At 60.3% G+C, this 19435-nt stretch carries 19 protein-coding genes; 10 read left to right on the top strand and 9 right to left on the bottom strand.

Annotated features, from left to right (window positions below; all coding sequences use genetic code 11):
* Positions 1-62: 62 nt before the first annotated feature.
* Entirely contained in the window at positions 63-536 is a 474-nt protein-coding gene (locus tag AB9L16_RS26060) for an Lrp/AsnC family transcriptional regulator (protein ID WP_024014870.1), read from the top strand.
* A 99-nt stretch (positions 537-635) separates the two neighbouring features.
* On the opposite strand, the gene lpdA is transcribed toward AB9L16_RS26060, so the two are convergent.
* The gene (gene lpdA / locus AB9L16_RS26055; protein WP_016772429.1) at positions 636-2036 is read right to left on the bottom strand and encodes a dihydrolipoyl dehydrogenase; all 1401 of its coding nucleotides are present in this window, start codon (positions 2034-2036) and stop codon (positions 636-638) included.
* Positions 2037-2246: 210 nt separating this feature from the next.
* Between lpdA and hflK (AB9L16_RS26050) the strand changes: the two genes are divergently transcribed.
* The 5 genes from hflK (AB9L16_RS26050) (at position 2247) to cfaB (ending at position 9551) form a co-directional block, all read left to right on the top strand.
* Positions 2247-4208: a protease modulator HflK gene (gene hflK / locus AB9L16_RS26050; protein WP_375122905.1), complete on the top strand. Its 1962-nt coding sequence runs from the start codon at positions 2247-2249 to the stop codon at positions 4206-4208.
* Positions 4205-5233 carry a protease modulator HflC gene (hflC, locus tag AB9L16_RS26045; protein ID WP_375122904.1) on the top strand — a complete coding sequence of 343 codons (1029 nt, stop codon included), beginning with the start codon at positions 4205-4207 and terminating at the stop codon, positions 5231-5233. The genes hflK (AB9L16_RS26050) and hflC overlap by 4 nt, the downstream gene beginning before the upstream one ends.
* Complete coding sequence (gene hflK, locus AB9L16_RS26040) at positions 5230-6279, top strand: protease modulator HflK (protein ID WP_056791024.1); 1050 nt, start codon at positions 5230-5232, stop codon at positions 6277-6279. Before hflC ends, hflK (AB9L16_RS26040) begins: the two co-directional genes overlap by 4 nt.
* Positions 6276-8186, top strand: coding sequence for a heavy metal translocating P-type ATPase (locus AB9L16_RS26035; protein ID WP_375122903.1), 1911 nt, complete (start codon positions 6276-6278; stop codon positions 8184-8186). The genes hflK (AB9L16_RS26040) and AB9L16_RS26035 overlap by 4 nt, the downstream gene beginning before the upstream one ends.
* 177 nt (positions 8187-8363) lie before the next feature.
* A complete protein-coding gene (cfaB, locus tag AB9L16_RS26030) occupies positions 8364-9551 on the top strand; it encodes a C17 cyclopropane fatty acid synthase CfaB (protein ID WP_252868501.1) in 1188 nt (395 codons plus the stop codon).
* A gap of 10 nt (positions 9552-9561) precedes the next feature.
* On the opposite strand, the gene cls is transcribed toward cfaB, so the two are convergent.
* On the bottom strand, positions 9562-11001 hold the full coding sequence (gene cls, locus AB9L16_RS26025; RefSeq protein ID WP_375122902.1) for a cardiolipin synthase: 1440 nt from the start codon (positions 10999-11001) through the stop codon (positions 9562-9564).
* Between the two features lie 131 nt (positions 11002-11132).
* On the opposite strand from cls, the gene AB9L16_RS26020 reads away from it, so the two are divergent.
* Positions 11133-11651 carry a DUF3617 domain-containing protein gene (locus AB9L16_RS26020; protein WP_016772436.1) on the top strand — a complete coding sequence of 173 codons (519 nt, stop codon included), beginning with the start codon at positions 11133-11135 and terminating at the stop codon, positions 11649-11651.
* A gap of 81 nt (positions 11652-11732) precedes the next feature.
* On the opposite strand, the gene AB9L16_RS26015 is transcribed toward AB9L16_RS26020, so the two are convergent.
* From AB9L16_RS26015 to AB9L16_RS25995, 5 genes are all read right to left on the bottom strand, one after another.
* Entirely contained in the window at positions 11733-12608 is an 876-nt protein-coding gene (locus AB9L16_RS26015; protein ID WP_375122901.1) for a metal ABC transporter substrate-binding protein, read from the bottom strand.
* 11 nt (positions 12609-12619) lie between these two features.
* The gene (locus AB9L16_RS26010; protein ID WP_375122900.1) at positions 12620-13489 is read right to left on the bottom strand and encodes a metal ABC transporter permease; all 870 of its coding nucleotides are present in this window, start codon (positions 13487-13489) and stop codon (positions 12620-12622) included.
* Positions 13489-14157 (bottom strand): metal ABC transporter ATP-binding protein, encoded by a 669-nt coding sequence (locus AB9L16_RS26005; protein ID WP_375122899.1) that lies wholly within the window; start codon positions 14155-14157, stop codon positions 13489-13491. Before AB9L16_RS26005 ends, AB9L16_RS26010 begins: the two co-directional genes overlap by 1 nt.
* Positions 14154-15050, bottom strand: coding sequence for a GTP cyclohydrolase FolE2 (gene folE2 / locus AB9L16_RS26000; protein ID WP_375122898.1), 897 nt, complete (start codon positions 15048-15050; stop codon positions 14154-14156). Before folE2 ends, AB9L16_RS26005 begins: the two co-directional genes overlap by 4 nt.
* 83 nt (positions 15051-15133) lie before the next feature.
* Positions 15134-15511 (bottom strand): glutamine synthetase, encoded by a 378-nt coding sequence (locus AB9L16_RS25995; protein ID WP_375122897.1) that lies wholly within the window; start codon positions 15509-15511, stop codon positions 15134-15136.
* Positions 15512-15720: 209 nt separating this feature from the next.
* Between AB9L16_RS25995 and zigA the strand changes: the two genes are divergently transcribed.
* The gene (gene zigA / locus AB9L16_RS25990; protein WP_375122896.1) at positions 15721-16926 is read left to right on the top strand and encodes a zinc metallochaperone GTPase ZigA; all 1206 of its coding nucleotides are present in this window, start codon (positions 15721-15723) and stop codon (positions 16924-16926) included.
* Positions 16926-17576, top strand: a complete 651-nt coding sequence (locus AB9L16_RS25985) for a DUF1826 domain-containing protein (protein WP_150743153.1) — start codon at positions 16926-16928, stop codon at positions 17574-17576. Before zigA ends, AB9L16_RS25985 begins: the two co-directional genes overlap by 1 nt.
* Before the next feature lie 4 nt (positions 17577-17580).
* Here the strand turns inward: AB9L16_RS25985 and AB9L16_RS25980 are convergent, their stop codons facing one another.
* A complete protein-coding gene (locus AB9L16_RS25980; protein WP_375122895.1) occupies positions 17581-17937 on the bottom strand; it encodes an NADH:ubiquinone oxidoreductase in 357 nt (118 codons plus the stop codon).
* A gap of 40 nt (positions 17938-17977) precedes the next feature.
* Here AB9L16_RS25980 and AB9L16_RS25975 point away from each other — a divergent pair, with 40 nt between their 5' ends.
* Positions 17978-18943: a CobW family GTP-binding protein gene (locus tag AB9L16_RS25975; RefSeq protein WP_375122894.1), complete on the top strand. Its 966-nt coding sequence runs from the start codon at positions 17978-17980 to the stop codon at positions 18941-18943.
* 6 nt (positions 18944-18949) lie between these two features.
* Here AB9L16_RS25975 and AB9L16_RS25970 read toward each other — a convergent pair whose 3' ends face one another.
* Complete coding sequence (locus AB9L16_RS25970; protein WP_038861179.1) at positions 18950-19363, bottom strand: DUF3301 domain-containing protein; 414 nt, start codon at positions 19361-19363, stop codon at positions 18950-18952.
* Positions 19364-19435: the final 72 nt, after the last annotated feature.

Here is a 19435-nt window from a genome sequence, read left to right as displayed (position 1 = left end):
TGTTCACAGCTTTGGCATAACCTGCTGGTTTTCAACCGTCAGACTATCGGGATCTGCCAAAGATGAAACTCGACGCCTATGACCGCAAGATTCTCGCCGCGCTGCAGCGCAACGGGCGCTTGAGCAATGTCGAGCTGGCAGAAGAAATCGGCCTGTCGGCCTCACCGTGTCTGCGGCGGGTGCGCATGCTGGAAGAGGCGGGGGTGATTCGAGGCTACCAGGCCAATCTGGATCGCGATGAAGTCGGGCTTGGGCTGACGGTGTTTGTCGGGGTCAAGGTCGAGCGGCACAACGAAGAACGCGCCGAGGCTTTTTATGCCGCTGTTACTGCGCTGCCTGAGGTGGTCTCAGCGTTTCTGGTGTCCGGCGAATCGGACTTTTTGTTGCAGGTAGTGGTGCCTGACTTGCGCGCTTATGACCGCTTTGTCAGCGCGCACCTGCTGAAACTGCCGGGGGTGAGCGATATTCGCAGCAACTTTGCCATTCACACGGTGAAAGCGCCGGGGGCGTTGCCGTTAGGCCATCTGCCGCTGTAGACCGGGTGGCGCCATTCGCGAGCAGGCTCGCTCCCACGGGGGAACGCATTCCAAAGTGGAAGCGAGCCTGCTCGCGAAGACGGCGGCAAGGTTTGGAACCTACATCTGCGTCGCCATCCCCTCGACATTCATCGCTGCCTGACGCAACGCTTCCGAACGCGTCGGGTGCGGATGGCAGGTCAGGGCAATGTCCTCGGCCGACGCGCTGAACTCCATCGCCACACAAAACTCGCCGATCATCTCGCTCACGCTCGGCCCGACCAGATGCACGCCGAGCACTTCGTCCGTGCGCTCGTCGGCGAGGACTTTGGCAAAGCCCTCGGTTTCGTGATTGATCTTCGCCCGGCTGTTGGCAGTGAAGGGAAACTTGCCGACCTTGTAGGCGCGGCCCTCGGCCTTGAGCTGTTCTTCGGTCTGACCGACGCTGGCCAGTTCCGGTTGGGTGTAAATCACGTTGGGGATCAGCGCGTAATTGACCTCACCGGCCTTGCCGTGGATCTGCTCGACGCAGGCCATGGCCTCGTCTTCAGCCTTGTGCGCGAGCATCGGCCCGGACGTGACGTCGCCGATCACCCAGACCCCGGCGGCTTCGGTGCGATGTTGCTTGTTGGCGAGCATGCCGCGTTTGTCGGTACTGAGGCCGACGTTCTCCAGCCCCAGGCCCTGGGTGTACGGCCGGCGACCGATGGCCACCAGCACATAGTCGGCTTCGATCAGCTCAGCCGTACCACCAGCGGCAGGCTCGACGCTCAGCTGCACGCCTGTGGCGGAGCTGGTGGCGCTGGTGACCTTCGAGCTCAGTTTGAAGGCAATGCCTTGCTTGCTCAGTGCGCGCTGCAAGGTCTTGCCGGCCTCGCCATCGACGCCGGGGCAGATGCGATCAAGGTATTCGACCACGGTGACCTGCGCGCCGAGTCGGCGCCATACCGAACCCAGCTCCAGGCCGATCACCCCGGCACCAATGACCACCAGATGTTTGGGTACTTCACTCAATGACAGCGCGCCGGTGGAATCGAGGATGCGCTGGTTGTCGATCTCGACGCCGGGCAGGGGAGTGGGCTCGGAACCAGTGGCAATAATGATGTCCTTGGCGCTGAGTTCGCTCTTGTTGCCTTGGGCGTCGGTCACCGTCACTTTGCCCGGGCCATCGATATGGCCCCAGCCCTTGATCCAGTCGACCTTGTTCTTGCGAAACAGAAATTCGATGCCCTTGGTCAGGCCGGCGACGCTTTCGTCCTTCTGCTTCATCATCTGCGCGAGGTTCAGCGTCGGTTTGACCTCGATGCCGAGATTGGCGAACTCTGTCCCCACCGCAGCGGCGTACAGCTCCGACGCGTGCAGCAAGGCTTTGGACGGCATGCAGCCGACGTTCAGGCAGGTGCCGCCGAGGGTTGCACGTCCTTCAACGCAAGCGGCCTTGAGCCCGAGCTGGCCGGCGCGGATCGCTGCGTTATAACCGCCAGGGCCGCCGCCCAGAATCACCACGTCATAGTTGCTCATGCGCTTGCTCCAGATTGCTCGATGGGGAAAGCCAAGATTAGTCGCGATAAAAATTATGTGCGTAATATGAGCTTCGTCGAACATTTCGGTCAAGGCTTCAGGCAAGCGACAGCTGCGGCATCTTTGAATAGATGAAATTGTGTACGAATATTTCACAGTGTCCGTTATATCGTAACGCTATGAACGCTGAGCCTACATTTCCGGGGTTTTATGCAAGTCGATCTTGAGTTGGACGCCACGCCAGTCACCGGGCTGCCGCGCTTTCAGCAAGCAGATGCGCAGTCACGCAAATTACGTCGGCTGGCTTATGGACTCGGCGCAGTGGCCGCGTCGGGCTGGGTGCTGGCGTTTTTCGTCGGCCTGTTTGCGCCGCAGTCCCTGTGGTTATCGTTATTGGTCAATCAGAGCGCGGCGTTGCTGGTACTGGTCGCCGGGTTGCAATCGGCGTGGTGGGTGACGCAATGGCGCGCGCGGGTGATGCATCCGCCCGCCTCGCAATCGACCGTCGTGGAAGAGGGCGGCGCAGCCGAGGGCTGGTACGAAAGGCTTCTGGAGCGCTTGAGTCAGCAGAGCCGCCATCTGCTTGGACAAATCGGCGCGCCGACGTTGTGGCTCGGCGGCTGGGCGTTGCTGGTTCTGCTTGGTATTGAGCAGGTGTGGAATCTAACGTTGCCTGCGGCGGCCTTGGGGCTGTCGGCGAGCATCGGTGCGGCATTGGCGTTGTTGCTGGCGTTTGCCCTGCTGGTGCTGGAGCGGCAACTGGCGCAGGTACCGCCGGCGCAATGGCCGGAAGCGGCTGCGCTGGCACAACTGACCCGGGCGGTGATCATCACCCTGTTGATCGGTGCGCTGTGTCTGTTGTTTGCCAGCGAAAGCGCAGTCTGGCCGGTACGCGTGGCGGTGCTCAGCGCAGTCCTGCCAATGTTGGTTACCGTCGAACTGTTGTTGCGCGCGGTGCTGTCTGTTTTCAGCCCGCGCCGCGAACAACTCGAACCGACCCTGCTGGCGCGCAGTTTTATCGCCGATATGCTGCGTTGGCCGCCGCAGCCGTGGCTGGCGTTACAGCATGAAATGCACAACCGTTTCGGCATCGATTTGCGCCAGATCTGGGCCTTCAGTTACATGCGCCGGGCCTTGTTGCCAGTGTTGGCGGTGGTCGCCCTTAGCGGTTGGCTGCTGACCGGCGTACATGAAATTCCCCTGCAAGGTCGCGGCATCTATGAGCGCTTCGGTAAACCGGTACAGGTTTTCGGCCCGGGTTTGCATAGCGGGTTGCCTTGGCCATTGGGGCGTGTGATCTCCGTTGAAAACGGCGTGGTCCATGAACTGGCAACCAGTGTCGGCGACAAGCCAGTCGCCGTGCAGTCCGACTCCGCTGAAGGCCCGGCGCCGCTGACCGCCAACCGTTTGTGGGACGCCAGCCACGTCAATGACAAATCCCAGGTCATCGCCAGCAGCCGCGGCGCGCAACAGGGCCTGCAAATCGTCAACATGGACGTGCGCTTCGTTTATCGCATCGGTTTGAACGACGAGGCGGCACTCGCCGCGACTTATAACAGCGCCGATGTACCGACGCTGATTCGCAGCACCGCCAGCCGCATCCTGGTTCACGATTTTGCCTCGCGCACCCTCGACGGTCTGCTCGGCGACGACAGGGCAGGGCTGGCCGAGGAAATCGGTCGCTCGGTGCAAAGCGATCTGAACAGATTGAACAGTGGTGTAGAGATCCTTGCCACAGTTGTCGAAGCGATTCATCCGCCGGCCGGCGCGGCGAATGCCTATCACAGTGTGCAAGCGGCGCAGATCGGCGCGCAGGCGTTGATCGCTCGCGAACGCGGGGCGGCTGCGCAGGCCACTAACGAGGCGCAGTTGCAGGCGAGCACGGCGCGGGATCAGGCAACGGCCAATGCGCGGGAGATCAATGCCGCCGCGCAGACCGCCGACCTGAAATTCAGCGCTGAACAGAAAGCTTTCGCCAGTGCTGGCCAGGCGTTCGTGCTGGAGCAATACCTCAGCCAGCTCAGTCAGGGCTTGAGTAAAGGCAGGTTGCTGGTGCTCGACCATCGACTTGGCGGGAGCGCAAATGCGCCAACCATCGATCTGCGTACTTTCGCACTGCCGACTGATCCGTCGTCCCCCCGCACCACCGCTCAACCAGGAGCCACCCATTGAGCCAGTCGCCTGTTCATGACGTTCACGACCACAGCGGCCACGACCACGGCCACGGCGGGCATCACCATCATCATCACGGCGAGGTGCCAGAAGCCGGACCAATTCCATGGCGGCGTGTGGCCTGGGCTGCGTTGCTGGTGGCGTTTGCCATTGCCGCCGCGAGTCTGGTGCAGGTGCGCTCCGGCGAAGCCACGGTCATCACGCGTTTCGGAAATCCGTCGCGGGTATTGCTTGATCCCGGTTTGAGCTGGCGCTGGCCTGCGCCGTTCGAAGCGGCGATTCCAGTGGACTTGCGTCTACGTACCACCTCAAGTGGTTTGCAGGACGTCGGCACCAAGGACGGTTTGCGCATCATCGTTCAGGCCTACGTGGCGTGGCAGGTGCAGGGTGATCCTGAACATGTGCAGCGTTTCATGCGTGCCGTGCAGAATCAGCCGGACGAGGCGGCGCGGCAGATTCGCACCTTTGTCGGCTCGGCACTGGAGACCACGGCCAGCAGTTTCGATCTGGCCAATCTGGTCAACACTGATGCCAAACAAGTGCGCATCGGCGATTTTGAAGCGCAGTTGCGTCAGCAGATCGACCAACAGTTGCTCGCCACTTATGGCGTGCGCGTGGTGCAGGTCGGTATCGAGCGGCTGACTTTGCCCTCGGTAACGCTCAGTGCCACGGTCGATCGCATGCGCGCCGAGCGTGAAACCATTGCTACGGAACGTACAGCGATCGGCAAACGCGAAGCGGCGCAAATTCGCTCCGCCGCCGAGCGCGATGCGCGAATCGTCCAGGCTGATGCGACGGTGAAAGCCGCCGACATTGAAGCGCAATCGCGAGTCGAGGCTGCACAGATTTATGGGCGCGCCTACGCCAGTTCGCCGCAGCTTTACAACTTGCTGCGCTCCCTCGATACGCTCGGCACCATCGTCACGCCGGACACCAAATTGATTCTGCGCACCGATGCTGCGCCGTTCCGTGTGTTGGTCGACGGCCCACCGACGCTCGACAACAAAGTCGGATCGCAGCCATGAGCGAAGAAGTTCCACGTGGAACACATGCGTTGAACAGTCCGTGGATTCAGGCCGGCCGTCTGACCTTCATCGCCTTGTATGCGATCACTGTTTTGGCCGCATTAGCATGGGCGGTCTCGAATGTCCGGCAGATTGATCCGCAGGACCGCGCCGTGGTGCTGCACTTCGGCGCACTGGATCGCGTTCAGAATGCCGGACTGTTATGGGCGTGGCCGCAGCCTTTTGAGCAGGTGATTCTGTTGCCGGCGGCGGATCGGATGATTGAGCGCCGAGTGGAAAATCTGTTGCGCAGTGACGAGGCGCTGACGGCTGACCGGGTGGCGTCCTTCGCTACGCCATTGAGCGATGCACTCGCCGGGTCTGGTTATTTATTGACCGGTGACGCCGGCGTAGTGCAACTGGACGTGCGAGTGTTTTACCAAGTCTCCGATCCCTATGCGTTCGTGTTACAGGGCGAACACGTGCTGCCAGCACTCGATCGCTTGGTGACGCGCAGCGCCGTGGCACTGACCGCCGCGCGAGACCTCGACACCATTCTGGTCGCTCGCCCGGAACTGATCGGCGCCGACAATCAGGCGGCCGAGCACCGTGAGCGATTGCGCGGTGATCTGGTGCAAGGCATCAACGCGCGTCTCGCTGAACTGAAGGCGAGCGGGCAGGGCATAGGTATCGAGGTGTCGCGGGTCGATGTGCAATCGAGTCTGCCGGAGCCAGCGATCACTGCTTTCAATGCGGTTCTAACGGCCAGTCAGCAGGCTGACAAAGCAGTGGCTAACGCGCGCACCGATGCCGAGAAACTTGCCCAGTCCGCCAACGAACAGGCAGACCGCACGCTCCAGGTGGCTCACGCGCAGGCAGGCGAGCGTCTTGCAAAAGCCTCAACCGATACCGCAACCGTCATGAGTCTGGCCAAGTCTGCCGACCCGCAAATGCTCCTGCGTCTGTATCGCGAGCGCATACCGAAGATCCTCGGTCAGGCCGGGTCGGTCACCACCGTCAATCCGAAAGACGATTCCCGGTTGATCATTCAAGGAGCCAGTCAATGACCGCGACCACCGCTGCTCCAAGTCTGTTGTCCTCGGCCGAACAACGTCGCGCCGCGCGCCAATTGACCCTGGCGATGCTTGCGCTCGGGCTGCTGGGTCTGGGGCTGGTCTGGCGCTGGATACTCCCGGAGCAAATCGGTGTCAGCCAACTGCTGCTGGGTTTCGCTTCTTTGCTCGTAGCGGTTCCGGTAATGCGTTCGGCCTGGTACAGCCTGCGTTATCCAAGCCTGCACGGCATTACCGATCAATTGATTGCGCTGGCCATGCTCGGTGCCTGGGCGACCGGTGATCTGCTCACTGCGGCGTTGTTGCCGATCATCATGATCTTCGGCCATGTGCTGGAAGAGCGGAGCGTCATCGGTTCTCAGGAAGCGATCAATGCGCTTGGCCGGCTGACCCGCAGCCATGCGCGCAAGCTGCAAGCGGACGGTTCGATCATCGAAGTGGACAACCGCACGCTCAGTGCTGGCGATATTGTCGAGGTGCGGGCCGGTGATCGGGTGCCGGCGGACGGTCGGGTATTGTCCGGCCAGGCGAGTCTCGATACGGCGTCGATTACCGGTGAATCGGTACCGGTGGAAGCGGGCGTGGGCATGCTGGTGTTCGGCGGCGCGATCAACCTCGATGGATTGCTGCGCGTCGAAGTCACCCGCATCGGCGACGAATCCACCTTGGGCAAAGTCATCGCCCTGATGCAAAACGCCGAGCGCTCGAAACCGCCGATCACGCGATTGCTCGAACGCTATGCCGGCAGTTACATGGTGCTGGTCTTGTTGCTGGCGGCGGTGACCTGGTTCGTCACCCATGATGCACAGGCGATGCTCGCGGTGCTGGTGGCGGCGTGTCCGTGTGCGTTGGTGCTGTCGGCGCCGGCCACGGCGATTGCCGGTGTCGCCGTCGCCGCGCGCCACGGGATTCTGATTCGCAGCTCGGCGTTCCTCGAAGAACTTGCCGATCTGACCTCGCTGGTGGTCGACAAGACCGGCACGCTGACTTACGGCACGTTGCGTTTGCAGTCGATCGACAGCCTCAGTGTGGACACTAAAGAAGTGCAGGCGCTGGCCGCCAGTCTTGGCGCGGCGAGCAGTCATCCGGTGAGCCGGGCACTCGCCGGGATGGCCGATCAGGAAGCCTATTGGCCTCTGACCAAAATCCATGAGCGCCAAGGCTTGGGCGTAGTGGCGACGACAGAGAAGGGCGAAGCTGCGCTCGGTCGTCCAGAGTTGTTCGCGCAACTGGGCATCACAACGCCCCTCGTTCCTGAACACGATGGCCCGATTGCCGGCCTGGCTTTGAACGGTGAATTCCTCGCCTGGCTGCTGCTAGCAGACAGCATCAAACCGGAAGCGCGCTTTGCCTTGAGCGAATTGCGCGAACTGGGGCTGGGACGCCAACTCCTGTTGACCGGTGATCGTCAGAGCGTTGCCCTAACCCTGGCGCAGGAAGTCGGGCTGAACGAAGTGCAGGCGCAAGCGCTACCGGAGGACAAACTCAATCGCGTGCTCAAGGAAATCGATCACGGCTTCCGCCCGATGGTGGTCGGTGACGGCATCAACGATTCACTCGCGCTCAAGGCCGGCGTGGTCGGCGTGGCGATGGGCGCTGGCGGGGCCGACATTGCCTTGGCGTCGGCGGACATCGTGTTGATCGGCAGCGACTTGCGTCGCCTCGGTACTTGCGTGCGCTTGAGTCGTCAGTGCCGGCGTACTTTGCAGGTCAATGTGATCATCGGCCTCGGCTGGACCCTGGCGATCGTGGTCTTCGCGGCTTTCGGTTGGCTTGGCGCGGCCGGGGCGATGATCGCGGCGCTGCTGCATAACCTGAGTACCTTGTTGGTGTTGGGCAACGCCGGACGTTTGCTGCGCTTTCAGGAGCCATTGCTCAGGCTCGACCCTCAGGCTAAATGAAAGAAAATTCATCGAACCGCAGAGTACGCAGGCAGTCATCTATCGTAAGGCACGTCGCCTGTGGCGTTCAGCCGATGTGCCGATCACGATAGACAAGGCCGATCGAATCGATAGCCTGCTATTTTTCCAGGTTGGTCTACCCTCAGATCAGACGTCTGAAACAAGGGGGGATTTTCCATGCTCGCGCAACTTCCACCGGCCTTGCAGAACCTGCAGTTACCGCTTCGCCTGCGACTCTGGGACGGCCACGAGTTCAATCTGGGGCCGACGCCCAGCGTAACCATCGTGGTCAAGGACCCGCAGATGGTCACTCAATTCACCCACCCAAGCCTGGATGCGCTGGGTGCGGCGTTCGTCGAAGGCAAACTGGAACTGGAGGGCTCGATCAGCGAGGTCATCCGGGTTTGCGATGAGTTGAGCAATGCGCTGCTCGACGAAGACGAAGACAGTCAGCCGGTGCGCGCGCAACACGACAAGGACACCGACGCCAAAGCCATCTCCTATCATTACGACCTGTCGAATGCCTTTTATCAGCTGTGGCTGGACAGCGACATGGCGTATTCCTGTGCCTATTTCGAAACCGGCAGCGAAACCCTCGAACAGGCTCAGCAAGCCAAATTCCGCCATCTGTGCCGCAAGCTGCGCTTGCAGCCGGGCGAATATTTGCTGGATGTCGGTTGTGGTTGGGGCGGTCTGGCGCGGTATGCGGCGCGAGAGTTTGGCGTCAAAGTGTTCGGTATTACCTTGAGCAAGGAACAATTGGCCCTGGCGCAGGAGCGAGTCAAAGCCGAAGGGCTGGACGATCAGGTCGAACTGCAATTGCTCGACTATCGCGATTTGCCGCAAGACGGCCGCTTCGACAAGGTTGTCAGCGTCGGCATGTTCGAACATGTTGGTCATGCCAATCTCGCCGAGTATTGCGCAACGCTGTTTGGTGCGGTGAAGGAGGGCGGCCTGGTAATGAACCACGGCATTACCGCCAAGCACACCGATGGCCGCCCGGTTGGACGCGGCGCAGGCAACTTCATCGAAAAATACGTGTTTCCCAACGGCGAGTTACCGCACCTGGCGATGATCTCTGCCGAGATCAGTGAAGCCGGGCTGGAAATCGTCGATGTCGAAAGCCTGCGCCTGCATTACGCGCGCACGCTCGATCACTGGAGCGAGCGACTGGAGGACAACCTCGAAGCTGCGGCGAAACTGGTGCCTGAGCAAGCACTGCGTATCTGGCGTCTGTATCTGGCCGGTTGCGCTTATGCCTTCGCGCGGGGCTGGATCAACCTGCATCAGATCCTCGCTGTGAAAGCGCATCCGGATGGCAGCCACGAACTGCCTTGGACCCGCGACGATATCTACCACCCCTGAAACGGGCCACTCAGAGTATCGGCGAAATCAGCCGGGCGATCCGCATGCCGACCTGTTGCAGGCGGTGGATCTCCCGGCTTTCTTCTTTGGCCACCTCATCGGCCTGGGCGAAATCGTCATTGAGCATCTGTTCCACGGCGGCGGCGAACTCACTGTCGACGGTCAGCAACATCACTTCGAAATTCAGGCGGAACGAGCGATTATCCAGATTGGCGCTGCCGATGGCGCTGATTTCGCTGTCGATCAACACCACTTTCTGATGCAGGAAACCCGGTCGATAGCGGAACACCCGCACGCCGGCACGCACCGCTTCAAAGGCATACAGGCTTGAGGCGGCATAGACGATGCGATGATCAGGCCGCGACGGCAACAGCAGGCGCACATCGACACCACGCAAAACCGCCAGCCTGAGTGCTGCGAATACCGCTTCGTCCGGGACGAAGTACGGGCTGGTGATCCACACCCGTTGCGTTGCTGCGTGGATGGCTTCGACGAAAAACAGCGAGCAGGTTTCGTAGGCGTCCGCCGGGCCGCTGGCGAGCAATTGGCAAAGCACGCCATCCTCCGGGTACGTATCCGGCAGGATCAACGGCGGCAGGGTACGAGCAGCCCAGAACCAGTCTTCGGCGAACGATTCCTGCATGCAGGCTACCACCGGCCCGCGAACTTTGACGTGGGTGTCACGCCATGGCGCCAGCGGTGGTTTCTCACCCATGTATTCATCGCCGACGTTATGCCCGCCGACAAACCCGACTACGCCATCGACCACGACGATTTTGCGGTGGTTGCGGAAATTGACCTGAAAGCGGTTGAGCCAGCCGCTGCGCGTGGCAAAGGCTTTGACCTCGACGCCGGCATCACGCAACGCTTGCACGTAGTGATGGGGCAGGGCATGGCTGCCAATGCGGTCGTAGAGCAAATGAATCGACACGCCTTCGGCAGCTTTCTTCAACAGCAAATCACGCAAGCGCTGGCCGAGCCGATCGTCGTGAATGATGAAGAACTGGACCAGCACTGCCTCCCTGGCTTGTTCGAGCGCCTGAAATATTGCATCGAAGGTCGCGGTGCCGTTCACCAGCAGTTGCACCTCGTTGTTCGCCAGGCACGGCATGCGCCCCAGTTTCGGCATCGCGCGCAGTGAGGCGTAGGCACTCGAAGCGCGAGCGGCCAGGGCTTCCTCCACCCACGGACGCCAGTTCAGTTCGGAAATGGCCAGGCGCATCTGCTCGTTGGCCTGGCGCCGGGCCTTGATGTAGCCATCGAAGGTGCTGCGACCAAATACCAGATATGGAATAAGCGTGAAGTAGGGAATGAAGATCAACGACAATGCCCAGGCGATCGAGCCTTGCGCTGTGCGCACGGTGAGCACCGCATGGATTGCAGCGATCGAACCGAGTGTGTGCAACAGGGCGATCAGGTAACCGAAAATGTGCGGTCCGAAAAAATCCATGGGGCAGCCTTGCTCCGCGAGATGCAATGCTTAACAGACCATGTTCTGCGGCGAATGTCTCTATTTAATCGGCGCATGAACCGACACAATCGGCCGGCGTCTAACGGCCACAACTGATCAGGAGTTACTCGATGAACGTTCGTCTGCTGGGTTTGGCGCTGGGCCTGGGTTTGGCATTACCGGTGGTTGCGCAGGCACAAATGCTACAGCCGGGGTTGTGGGAAATGTCTTCGAGCAATCTGAAGGTCGATGATCAAGCCATGGACGTGCAATCGATCCTTGGCCAGATTCAAGGCCAGATCACCCCGCAGCAGCGCGCTGCGCTCGAGAAAAACGGCATCAATATTGGCGGCAAGGGGATCCGTGCCTGCCTGACGCCGCAGCAGGTGGCAACCAACGACATCCCGCTGGCCGATCCGCAATCGGGCTGCAAGCAACAGATCACCGAGCGCACCGGCAATCAATGGAAATTCCGCTTCAGCTGCCCGAAAGCCCAAGGCACCGGTGTGGCGACATTCCTCAGTGACCGCGAATTCACCACCGTCGCCAATGGCACCTTCAACGCTATCGGCATCAACCAGAAGGGCAGCCTGGAAACCCGGGCAGTCTGGCTGGGTCAGGATTGCGGCACGGTAAAACCCCGCGCTTAAAACCTCCGACTCCCACAGCTGGAACCCATTCCAACTGTGGGAGCGAGCGTGCTCGCGAATAGATCGGAAGTACACCTCAAGTCATGGCTGACTCAACGCCTTGTACAGCGTATTGAGGTTGTATTCGAACAGCCCGGTAAAGGTGCTCGCCGGTCCACTCGCCGCCAGTGCATCCGAGTACAGCGTGCCACCGATGTGTGCGCCGCTTTCATCCGCGATCTGCTTGAGCAGGCGCGCGTCCTTGATGTTCTCCATGAACACCGCTTTGACCTTCGCCTGGCGAATCTGCGTGATCAGCGCAGCGACTTCGGCGGCGGAGGGTTCGCGTTCGGTGGACAAACCCTGTGGCGCGATAAAGTCGATGCCATAGGCCTGACCCAGATAGCCAAAGGCATCGTGGCTGGTGACGATCTTGCGATTACCCGGCGGCAGCGCGCCGAGTTTGTTTTTGGCTTCGGCGAGCAGGGCATAGATCTGCTTGAGGTAGGTCTGGCTATTGCGCTCGTAGTCAGCCTTGTTGGCCGGGTCGGCGGCGATCAGCGCCTTGGTGATGTTGGCGACGTACAACTCAGCGTTCGCCAGATTGTGCCAGGCGTGTGGATCCGCAACAGTCTCGCCGTCTTCATCGAGCGAACGTGGAATCACCCCGCGACTGGCGCTGATCACCGTCGCCTTGCTGTCGGTGCTGGTCACCAGGCGATCCAGCCAAGGTTCGAAACCCAGGCCGTTCTTGATGATCACTTTGGCTTTGAGCAGCGCCTTGGCATCGTCCGGTGTCGGCTCGTAGGTGTGCGCATCGGCGTCCGCGCCGACCATGTTGGTAATCTGCACGAGCTCGCCGCCGACCTGATGAACCATGTCGGCAAGGATGCTGAAGCTGGTAACCACCGGCAGTTTTTCGGCGGCCGACAAGGACATCGACAGCATCAGGCTGAACAGCACGAATAGAGCGCGCATCGGGAAACACCTCATTGGGATGTGAGCAAAGGCGGGCGGCGCAGCAAACCGTGAACCGGTCCAAACACCACCGACAGCAGATAGCCGGCCCCGGCAACCAGGACGATGGCCGGGCCGCTGGGCAGCGAGTAATAGAACGACACCAGCAAACCGAGCCACACCGACACGCAGCCCATGACGGCGGCGACGGTAATCAGTATCGGCAGATGACGACTCCAGAATCTCGACGCGGCAGCCGGAAGCATCATCAGCCCGACTACCATCAGTGCGCCGATGGCCTGAAAACCGATCACCAGATTCAGCACGACCAGAGTCAGGAACACGCCATGAGCCAGTGGCCCGAGACGACTGACTGTGCGCAAGAACAGCGGGTCGAGTGTGTCCAACAGCAGGGGTTTGTAGATCGCCGCCATGGCCATGAGGCTGATGGCCGAGACCCAAAGCATGCCGGTCAGCGTCGGTCCATCCACGGCTAGCGCCGAACCGAACAGCAAGTGCAGAAGGTCTAGGCGCTTGCCGGCGATGCCAAGGATCAAAACGCCGCTGGCCAGTGAGATCGGATAGATCGCGGCGAGGCTGGCATCTTCTCGCAACCCCGTTCGCCGGGTGATCCAGGCTGCAAGTCCGGCCATGCTCAGACCGGCGCCGAGGCCGCCGAGCGTCAGGGCAGGGAGACTCAAACCGGCAAACCAGAATCCCAGCGCTGCGCCAGGGAGAATGCCGTGGGCGACAGCGTCGCCGATCAGGCTCATCCGTCTGAGAATCAGAAACACGCCCAAGGGCGCCGTGCTGCACGCCAGCACCAGGCCACCGAGCAGGGCGCGGCGCATGAACACGAATTCGCTGAACGGCTGCCAGAAATGGCTGACGGTGGCGAGCATCAGGCGACCTGCATGTGCGGTGTTGTCTGGATCAGTTCTCGGCTGGTTCCGTACACGCAGTGGCCGTTTTTGATCAGCAGCGTATGCGGAACGTGTTCTCGCACCGCCGCCAGGTCATGGCAGACCATGACCAGTGTCCGGCCCTCGGCGTGCCAGTGGTGAATGTGTTGCCAGAGCAGTTGCTGGCCGAGTTCGTCGAGTGCGGCGTGCGGTTCGTCCAGCAACAGCACCGGGGCGTCAGCAAGGCTCAGTCGCGCGAGCAGGGCACGTTGTAGCTCACCGCCGGACAGGGCCATCAACGGGCGCTGTTCGAGTCCACTCAAATGCCAGTCTTCCAATGCGTTTTTCAGTCGCTGCGTGCGCAGCTGTGTCGAGAGCCGACGGCCCCAGAAACCTGCGGCGATGAGCTCTTCGAGGCTGATTGGAAACTGCCGATCCAAATGTTGCTGTTGCGGCAGAAAGGAAATGCCGCTTTGGCGTGGAACAGCCATTTCCACCTTGCCGGCCAAGGGCTTCTGCAAACCGGCGATGACTTTCAGCAGACTGCTTTTGCCGCAGCCGTTGGCGCCGATGATTGCGGTCAGGCTGGCGCTTTCGAACTCAAGACTCAGAGGCGTCGTCAGCGGTTGGCCGGGTGCGCCCCAGACCAAGGATTGGCAACGGATCATTTTTGCTCCGGTCGCCAGCTGCTTTCGGCGACGGCGTCATGGGCATGCAGGCTTTCGGCATGGATCACGCGGATGTGGAATTGGTTGATGCCGGGTGTGCGTTGCAGTGCCAGGTTGAGGCGGCGCGCGGCGTCTTCACAGAACATCAGGTTCTGCCCATTGGCGAGAGCGAATGCTTGCTCGTCGGGTCGCTTTACTGCGGTCTGCACGGCGGTGCCGAGGGCTGCTTCAGCGTCATCGATGATCGCTGTCAGCGGTAGCTCGTCGATGAAATTGTCGAGATGCAGGTGCAGTTGCGCATAGCTGCGCTGGCTGTGCGGAGTGGCTACGATCCCTTTGGTTGAGCCAAGCCATGCCAAAACATCTGCGTGTTGCAGAGCCTTGTTGGCGAAATCGTCGACGAATTGCTGCTGGATCAATTGCCTTGCCAAGGCTGCGGAGCATGGGCACGTCGAGGAATAGGGCAGTTCAATTTTTAGTTCCACGTGGAACATTTGCTGTTTCAGGCTCGCTGAAATGGACGCCGGATAGGATTTCCAGCCGGCCAAGGGGCTGACCAACGCGGGTCGTTTCAGCAACAATTCGGTGTGAATATCCAGATAAGCGCAGGCGGATAGACCTTGATGGCTTGTCAGAAAACACTTGAGTACCTGATGCAGCAAAGCGGGAGAAAGGCTTCGCTGTTCGAGGGTTTCGAGTGCCAGATACAAGCGCGACATGTGAATACCACGCGCTTCACCATCATCGAGACTCACGCCAGCGTCGACTCTGGCGCTGAGGCATTGGCCTTCAAGCACAACGGGTAGAGCAATCCCACGCATGCCTACCCAATCGAGTGGCAGTGCCTGGCGCGCAGATTGGGCGGCGATATCCGGGAGAGTAAGAGCATTCATGGTTGAGACCGTCGTATTGATCTCTATTTACGTTACATTATAACAATCCATTCAGCGATGCTTTTTTCATGAAAAGGATTTCACTAGCAGCCCGTCATCCGGCTGCAAGTGAACCTTGCGCTGCTCCCTCCCGAGCTGGAGAAGCGGTTGATGGTTGTCCAGCCGACACGGCGGGTGTAGCCAACCCAAGCCTCGCCATCGGAGGCAATACCGGTAAAAAAGGTCAATTGGCCGAAGCGGCTGTTGGTTTGCGCCCAATAGCGATGGCCGTTCTTTTCGAACCCTCGCAAATAAAGCGTGGTGCCGACCGTATTGACGCTATAGGCATTGCCGTCGGCGTCTACACATGCCAGCAAATTAGCGCTGCGCGTGCAGTGCGCGAGCGCCGGCATCTGCGCTTGGGCTTGGACGGCCAGCGACATAGCAAAGCTCAAAAGCAGGTATTTCAACCCATTGTTCATTGAGAATTTCCACGATCGGTGCTGCGGCAATTTGCGAAATCTCCTGCGTCGGACTGGCAAGCTCAGGTTGTTATACTATAACATCAACCGCCACCAGCCTGAACTTCCGATCACAATCGTTTGCCTTCATTGTCCCGAGTAAATGGAGCGCAACACGCCAAGCGCACACCTGAAAGCGAAAATCGGCTGCCATTTAAGAGGATTATCCAATGTCATCCAAATTGCCCATCACCGTACTTTCAGGATTTCTCGGCGCCGGAAAAAGTACACTTTTGAATTACGTACTACGTAACCGAGACGGCTTGCGCGTTGCGGTGATCGTTAACGATATGAGCGAAATCAACATCGATGGCAGTGAAGTCCAGCGTGATGTCAGCCTGAACCGCGCTGAGGAAAAACTCATCGAAATGAGCAATGGCTGTATCTGCTGTACGCTACGTGAAGACTTGCTTGAAGAAGTCAGCAAACTCGCCCGCGAGGATCGTTTTGATTACCTGCTGATCGAGTCCACGGGCATTTCCGAACCGCTTCCGGTCGCTGAAACCTTCACCTTCCGCGATGAACAAGGGCAAAGCCTCGCCGACATCGCGCGCCTGGACACCATGGTCACGGTCGTCGACGGCGTGAATTTCCTGCTCGATTACCAAGCGGCCGAAAGCCTTGCCTCTCGCGGCGAGATTCTCGGTGAAGAAGACGAGCGTTCCATCACCGATCTGTTGATCGAGCAGATCGAGTTCGCCGACGTCCTGCTGATCAGCAAAATCGACCTGATCAGCCAGCACGAGCGTGAAGAACTCACCGCCATCCTCAAGCGCCTGAATGCCCAGGCTGAAATCATTCCAATGGTGATGGGCGAAATCCCCCTGGAGAACATTCTCAACACCGGTCGTTTCGATTTCGAGAAAGCCGCACAAGCCCCGGGATGGCTGCAGGAATTGCGCGGTGAGCACGTCCCGGAAACACAGGAATACGGCATCGCCTCGACGGCCTACCGCGCTCGCCGGCCATTTCACCCGCAACGTTTCTTCAGCTTCATTGATCGACCTTGGCTGAACGGCAAGCTGCTGCGCTCCAAAGGCTTCTTCTGGCTCGCCAGCAAACCCACCGATGCCGGTAGCTGGTCCCAGGCAGGCGGCTTGATGCGGCATGGATTCGCCGGTCGCTGGTGGCGTTTCGTGCCAAAGAATCAATGGCCCCAGGATCAGGAAAGCGCCCAGGCGATCATGGGAAACTGGATTCCAAGCGTAGGAGATTGCCGCCAGGAGCTGGTTTTCATCGGTCAGAACATAGATTTCCTACAGCTCTCCGCCGAACTCGATGCCTGTCTGCTGACCGACGAAGAAATGGCCATGGGTGTAGAAGGCTGGCGTTTGCTGCCTGATCCATTCGGCCCGTGGCACGACGAGGCCGCCTGATGCTCGCACTCAAGGATCAGCCGCTTCTTGCCCGTCATCAGTACCAGGGCCTGACCCCGCAAACGTTGACGCGAATCCTCGAAGATCAGACCAATCTCGCCGTCTGGCAACGCCAGCTACCCGTGCACATCGCCGATTTTGCGCAATTGGTGCTGTCGCTCAACGAGCCCTTGGCGGAGTCGCTGTGTCTGGAATTGCCCGACGAAGATGCCGAACCGGATCTCGCCGGTCTGGCTGCAGGGCTGTGTGATCTGCAAGGATTCGAAGGCTTCATGAGCGACCTCAAGTGGCTGATCAGTGCCTTCGCCTGTCTGTTGGGCGCGCGGCGTATCGGCGTGCGTTTGCGCGTGCTGGACAAGGCCATGTGTCCGCGTTTCCACGTCGATCACGTGCCGGTGCGCCTGATCACTACTTACGCTGGCATCGGCAGCCAATGGCTTGAGGAGGGTGCGATGGACCGCGCGCAACTTGGCCAGTCCAATGCCGAACCGCAAGATCCAGCGTCGATTCGTCAGCTCAACAGCGGCGACGTCGCGCTGCTCAAAGGCGAAAAGTGGCACGGCAATGAAGGCTTCGGCCTGATCCATCGTTCGCCGCAACCGGCACCCGGTGAGCGCCGTCTGTTGCTGACCCTCGACTGGCTCGGCTGACACATCAGGGCTTGCGCCAGACGCCCTGGCTCTGGCCTTCGCAATATGGCTTGAGATACGCCGCATCGGTGGCCACGCCGTAATAGTGGATATCCTGGCGATAGGGCATATTGGCGACTTGCGCGTTGCTGCACACGCCGAAAGCGCCGCTCGGGCACTGGTCGACGTATTGCACCTCGACCTTCTGCCCGGCCAGCGTCGGTTGGCAGAAGCCGTCATTGAACAATTTCTGCGGAATCGTCCGGTTCTGCTGACAGACTTTGACGTCGAGCCGTTCGCCCTGTGTGTGCACCACGCAGGCCTCGGCCCACGCTTCACTCGACAGCAGCGCCAACAGCAACGACCATCCCGACCAGCGCATCTTCGATCTCCTCAATAACTGTCCGCAGAAAGTAGCCGCCATGTTGCAGAACATTCCGACCCACGTCATCGCCGGCCCGTTGGGCGCCGGCAAGACCAGCCTGATTCGCCAGTTGCTGGCGCAACGGCCGGCGGACGAACGTTGGGCGGTACTGATCAACGAGTTCGGCCAGATTGGTCTGGACGCCGCGTTGCTGACTCGCGACGACGATGGTATCGCACTGGGTGAGGTGGCCGGGGGCTGCCTGTGTTGCGTCAATGGCGCGCCATTCCAGATCGGCCTTGGCCGCCTGCTGCGCAAGGCCAGGCCGGATCGACTGTTTATCGAGCCATCCGGGCTGGGCCATCCGGCGCAATTGCTCAAGCAACTTAACGAGGCGCCGTGGCTGGGCGTGCTGGCGGTTCAGCCCTGTGTTCTGGTTTTGGACGCTCAGGCATTGCACGCAGGTAGAGCCTTGCCGGACGCCCAGCAGCAAGCGTTGGCCAGCGCGGGGTTGTTGCTGTTGAACAAGGCGGAAGATCTCGATGAAACAGCTCGAGACAGAATCGCCAGCCAGTTGCCGCCCGTCAGGCTGATCTGGACGCAGCAAGCCCAGCTGCCTCTGAGCGAGCTTCCGGGGCTGGCAGTAAAAGCGAACGAAGGCGCAGGGCATCTGCCGCTGCCCACTGGATTGGCACAGCTGCCAGCGCTCTGGAGCGATCCGGCCGAACCGATTTGCCTGAGTCAGGCGCAGGAGGGTGGGTGGAGCATCGGTTGGCGCTGGCATCCGCAGCAGGTATTTGATCAAGCACGCATCGCCTATTGGCTGAGCGCGCTCGACTGGAACCGGGCGAAACTGGTTATCCACAGCACGGATGGCTGGGTTTCGGGCAATGCCCTGGAGCATGCCGAGCTGAGTTGGCAAGCCAGCGAATGGCGAAAAGACTCAAGAATCGAGCTGATCTTCGCTGAACCGCAGAACATCGAACAGCTGCAAGCCGGTTTGGCTGAATGCCGGATTCAGTGAGTCAGCTCAAGGCTTCCACTTGGTATGTTCCTGGCGCCACTGGCTCAGCTCGATGACTTCTGCGCGAGGCTTGTGCACTTCGACCACCGGCGGCGTGTCGTCGAACGGCGCCGGGTAGGGTGCCAGTTCAATCTGCGCACTGTGCGCGCCGAACTGGGTGACGGTGCCGTTGTGGCGGCTTTCGCCAGTCACGGTGAACTCGAAGTTGTAGACCCGCGCCAGTCGTCGGCGACCGTTGGCATCCCTGATCAGCCCGATCTTTTTCAGCGCGACGTTACCGTCCAGCAGCTCGACGCCAACATTGGTGCAATGCTGTTTGACCCGCTCCAGCGCGCGCTCGCGCAAGCCGTGGTTGTGCCATAGCCAGGCACCGGCGGCGGCGAACAGCATCAGCACGAAGATGTTTTCCAGGGTCAGCATCGACATCGAACTCCAAAAGATGGCGTCAGCTTAACTGTCTCGCCGGTCTGTCGTACAGGCTGTGTTTCGTCG

This window comes from Pseudomonas sp. LW8, assembly GCF_041956865.1.
GTDB lineage: Bacteria > Pseudomonadota > Gammaproteobacteria > Pseudomonadales > Pseudomonadaceae > Aquipseudomonas > Aquipseudomonas siliginis.
Note: the sequence above shows the minus strand (reverse complement) of the source record. Positions and strands in the feature narration are given on the sequence as shown.

Coding starts and splice junctions, on each gene's coding strand:
- hflK (WP_375122905.1), top strand. CDS start 2,247: ATGCAAGTCGATCTTGAGTTGGACGCCACGCCAGTCACCGGGCTGCCG.
- AB9L16_RS25970 (WP_038861179.1), bottom strand. CDS start 19,363: ATGCTGACCCTGGAAAACATCTTCGTGCTGATGCTGTTCGCCGCCGCC.
- AB9L16_RS26035 (WP_375122903.1), top strand. CDS start 6,276: ATGACCGCGACCACCGCTGCTCCAAGTCTGTTGTCCTCGGCCGAACAA.
- cfaB (WP_252868501.1), top strand. CDS start 8,364: ATGCTCGCGCAACTTCCACCGGCCTTGCAGAACCTGCAGTTACCGCTT.
- cls (WP_375122902.1), bottom strand. CDS start 11,001: ATGGATTTTTTCGGACCGCACATTTTCGGTTACCTGATCGCCCTGTTG.
- folE2 (WP_375122898.1), bottom strand. CDS start 15,050: ATGAATGCTCTTACTCTCCCGGATATCGCCGCCCAATCTGCGCGCCAG.
- AB9L16_RS26060 (WP_024014870.1), top strand. CDS start 63: ATGAAACTCGACGCCTATGACCGCAAGATTCTCGCCGCGCTGCAGCGC.
- hflK (WP_056791024.1), top strand. CDS start 5,230: ATGAGCGAAGAAGTTCCACGTGGAACACATGCGTTGAACAGTCCGTGG.
- AB9L16_RS25980 (WP_375122895.1), bottom strand. CDS start 17,937: ATGCGCTGGTCGGGATGGTCGTTGCTGTTGGCGCTGCTGTCGAGTGAA.
- AB9L16_RS26015 (WP_375122901.1), bottom strand. CDS start 12,608: ATGCGCGCTCTATTCGTGCTGTTCAGCCTGATGCTGTCGATGTCCTTG.
- AB9L16_RS26020 (WP_016772436.1), top strand. CDS start 11,133: ATGAACGTTCGTCTGCTGGGTTTGGCGCTGGGCCTGGGTTTGGCATTA.
- zigA (WP_375122896.1), top strand. CDS start 15,721: ATGTCATCCAAATTGCCCATCACCGTACTTTCAGGATTTCTCGGCGCC.
- AB9L16_RS26010 (WP_375122900.1), bottom strand. CDS start 13,489: ATGCTCGCCACCGTCAGCCATTTCTGGCAGCCGTTCAGCGAATTCGTG.
- AB9L16_RS25995 (WP_375122897.1), bottom strand. CDS start 15,511: ATGAACAATGGGTTGAAATACCTGCTTTTGAGCTTTGCTATGTCGCTG.
- AB9L16_RS25975 (WP_375122894.1), top strand. CDS start 17,978: ATGTTGCAGAACATTCCGACCCACGTCATCGCCGGCCCGTTGGGCGCC.
- AB9L16_RS25985 (WP_150743153.1), top strand. CDS start 16,926: ATGCTCGCACTCAAGGATCAGCCGCTTCTTGCCCGTCATCAGTACCAG.
- AB9L16_RS26005 (WP_375122899.1), bottom strand. CDS start 14,157: ATGATCCGTTGCCAATCCTTGGTCTGGGGCGCACCCGGCCAACCGCTG.
- lpdA (WP_016772429.1), bottom strand. CDS start 2,036: ATGAGCAACTATGACGTGGTGATTCTGGGCGGCGGCCCTGGCGGTTAT.